The sequence below is a fragment of the Alkalibacterium sp. genome, assembly GCF_046484155.1.
Classification (GTDB): domain Bacteria; phylum Bacillota; class Bacilli; order Lactobacillales; family Carnobacteriaceae_A; genus Alkalibacterium.
Map to the genome: position 1 here is coordinate 1 of NZ_JAWOBT010000096.1, position 3,420 is coordinate 3,420.

Genomic DNA, 3,420 nt, shown 5'->3' on the forward strand with positions numbered 1-3,420 from the left:
AAATTCTTAAATGAATCGGGATAATCTGATAAATTCCATGGCATATGCGTTTCATCCTTTCATCTTTAGTGATTTCGTTATATCATGAATAAGTAGAATCGTCTAACATTAGCTATGAAAATGAGGATAAAACCGATGAAGAAAATAGATAAGGCAAAATCATTTCTGTCAGACCAGTTACATCTCTTTAAATGTCCGGTGTGTCAAAGTTCTTTTGACGTGATCGAGGGGTACCAATTAAGCTGCACCAATAAGCACTCGTTTGATCTATCCAAAAAAGGGACGCTGCATTTTTTATTGAAACCTTCCAAATCAGAATATTCCAGACCGATGCTTTTATCCAGACAACGCATAGCCAAGATGGGATTTTGGCAGCCTATGCTGGATACCTTGTATTCTTCGATCGGGAATAAAAAAGGGGTGGTGCTTGATGTCGGATGCGGGGAAGGCGCGCACAGTGCTTATCTCAGGGAAGAAGGCCTTGCTGGTCCAGTGATCGCCTTTGATATTTCAAAAGAAGGCGTAAACCTGGGGGCAGCCACGTATGAGGACATCTTTTTCCTGGTCGCGGATTTAGCGCAGTCCCCATTTGCGACCGCACAATTCGACACGATCCTTAATATCTTGTCCCCATCAAATTATGAAGAGTTTAACCGGCTCTTGAAACCGGGGGGTCAGGTCATTAAAGTTATCCCGGGAAAAGACTATTTAAAGGAATTAAGAGCTTTTCAACCGAAAGAAAACCAAACGTATTCAAATAAAGAAGTAAAAGACAAATTCATGACACATTACCCGAAAGCGACAGAACATCAGGTCCGTTATTCTGTCGAATTAAACGATGAAGAAGTGAAGGATTTCCTTGATATGACGCCTTTAGGCTGGCACATCGAGGCATCCCAAAAGCAGGCAGATTCCCTGCATCGGATCACGGTGGACATGGTGATACTCGTGGGGGAAAAACCACGATAATTGAATAGCGAAACTATATTTAATGGTTTGAAAATCCATAACTTGTGTTTCGTATTGAGAAGTGATATCATCAACTTCATAAGCTATTTTGGTTCATTGGCTTTTATCAGTACACCCATCAGAAGCTGATAAAAACACGTGATATCTGAAAGGCTTCATTAACGTATCTTCTCGCAGTGCTAGTCACCGAGGGGGTACGTTTTTTTCTGTGTAAAAACAGTGATTCTTGAGCAACTTGACTTCTTTCGTCGGGTATGAATAGTGTATAATACGTATAGAACATAGGAGGAGAAGAATAAATGGATATAGTAGTATTAGCAGGTGGCTATAGTCACGAGCGTGAAGTTTCGATGAGCTCGGGCAGTTTGATAGCGAACGCCTTAATGGAAAACGGTCACCGCGTCATTTTACTTGATTTATACTTTGGTACAGATCAGGCAGCAACGTTTGATGACGCTTATAAAAAATTAAGAAAAGATAAGTATGAACATACCGTTAAAAGACAAATTCCGGATTTGAACGCTTTACGTGCACAAAAAGAAAAACCGAACGAAATGATCGGTGAAAATGTGATCCCGATTTCTCAATCGGCTGATGTCGTCTTTTTATCCCTGCACGGGGAGCTTGGCGAGAATGGTCAATTGCAGGCGGTGTTTGATTTATACGACATCACCTATACGGGTACAGGCTACATAGGCAGTGCCCTCGCCATGAACAAGATACTGGCAAAAGAAGTGATGTCCCAGCATGGTGTCTTAACTCCGCAGTGGGAAGTGCTCAGCGAAAACGAAACGCCAACAAGCCCGGTCCCCTGCGTCGTCAAGCCCGATGCCAGTGGTTCCAGTATCGGCGTCTACATTGTCGAAGATCAGGCCGATCTGGACAAAGCCATCACTGACGCCAGAAAATACTCGAAAGATGTTTTGATCGAAGAAATGATCAAGGGTCGTGAGTTTTCTATAGGTATTTTGGAAGATAAGGCTTTACCGCCGATTGAGATCATTCCAAAAAACGGTTTCTATGATTATGAAAACAAATATCAGGAAGGCGCCACGACCGAAATCTGTCCGGCAAAGATCAGCGATGAATTGACGCAAAAAATGCAGGCCATTGCTAAATACGTCCATCAGATTTTAAGGTTGGAGTACTATTCACGTATCGACTTTATGGTCGATGATGCTGGAGACATTTACTGTATCGAAGCCAACACGCTTCCAGGCATGACGCCGACCAGTCTTTTCCCGCAGGAAGCCACCGCAATGGGCATGAGCTACAATGAATTATGTGATAAACTCGCCCAGCTTGCTGCCGATAAACATAAATAAAGGCTGGAATAAAAAGACGGAATAAAAGAGAGGGAGACGGAAGATGAGCCAGCAATTAAAAGAACTGATCCAAGCCAAAGCCAAAGAAATCGGTATCGATAAAATTGGCTTTACTCATGCCGAACCTTTTTACTCTCTGGAAGACAAGTTGATCAAACAGCACGCTAAAGGGTATCATTCCGGCTTTGAACACAAGGTGATCGAAGAACGTATTTATCCGGAAAAAATCTTCGACGAGCCCCGGTCGATCATTGCGATTGCCATGGCTTATCCGTCCAAGATGCAGAACAAGCCTCCGCGTGTCAAAGGTGAGCGCCGGGGTGAATTTGCGCGTGCCTCCTGGGGAACGGATTATCATTTCATTTTAAGAGACCGTATGAATCAGCTGGTCGAGTATATCAAAGAGATTGCACCGGGTGAGTTAGCGTTCAAGCCTATGGTCGATACGGGTGAACTGGTGGACGTGGCTGTCGCTCAGCGAGCCGGTTTAGGCTTTATCGGACGGAATGGCTTACTGCTCACCGAGGAATTCGGTTCGTTTGTCTATTTAGGCGAAATCATAACGAACATCACTTTTGAAGCAGATGAAGAAGTCCCGTTTGGCTGCGGGGAATGTACCCGTTGTGTGGATGCGTGTCCGACCGATGCCCTGCTGGGTGATGGCCGAATAAATGCCATCCGCTGTTTATCTTATCAGACACAAACGAAAGGCTACATGCCGAAAGAATACCGCCGCAAAATGGGACACATGATCTATGGGTGTGATATCTGCCAGATCGTCTGTCCGTACAACAAAGGCATCGACTCGCATTTCCATGAAGAGATGGAACCCGATCCGGTCAACACCACGCCGGAACTCAAACCGCTTTTGACCATTTCCAATCGTGATTTTAAAGACACGTTCGGTGATTTGGCGGGATCGTGGCGCGGCAAGAAACCGCTGCAGCGCAATGCCATTATCGCTTTAGCCAATTACCGGGATTACACCGCAGTACCAGACTTGCTGAATGTCATCGATAATGATGTAAGACCGATGATCAGAGGCACAGCCGCATGGGCGGTCGCTACCATCACGAGTAAACGTCCCAATGAAGAGATCGTTTTGTTTCTTGAGGAAGCGGTCAAG

The 3,420-nt window shown here is 44.8% G+C and carries 3 protein-coding genes; all 3 read left to right on the forward strand.

Annotated elements, in window-relative coordinates; genetic code table 11:
• The first annotated feature begins 135 nt into the window (after positions 1-135).
• The gene (locus R6U02_RS06820) at positions 136-969 is read left to right on the forward strand and encodes a methyltransferase domain-containing protein (protein ID WP_410262864.1); all 834 of its coding nucleotides are present in this window, start codon (positions 136-138) and stop codon (positions 967-969) included.
• 299 nt (positions 970-1,268) lie between these two features.
• Positions 1,269-2,294 (forward strand): D-alanine--D-alanine ligase, encoded by a 1,026-nt coding sequence (locus R6U02_RS06825; RefSeq protein WP_410262865.1) that lies wholly within the window; start codon positions 1,269-1,271, stop codon positions 2,292-2,294.
• 43 nt (positions 2,295-2,337) lie between these two features.
• Positions 2,338-3,420: tRNA epoxyqueuosine(34) reductase QueG (queG, locus tag R6U02_RS06830; RefSeq protein ID WP_410262866.1), on the forward strand; the 1,083-nt coding region annotated here is incomplete at its 3' end.

Bases quoted from the DNA above. Each gene is read 5' to 3' on its own strand.
- R6U02_RS06825 (WP_410262865.1), top strand. From the start codon at position 1,269: ATGGATATAGTAGTATTAGCAGGTGGCTATAGTCACGAGCGTGAAGTT.
- R6U02_RS06820 (WP_410262864.1), top strand. From the start codon at position 136: ATGAAGAAAATAGATAAGGCAAAATCATTTCTGTCAGACCAGTTACAT.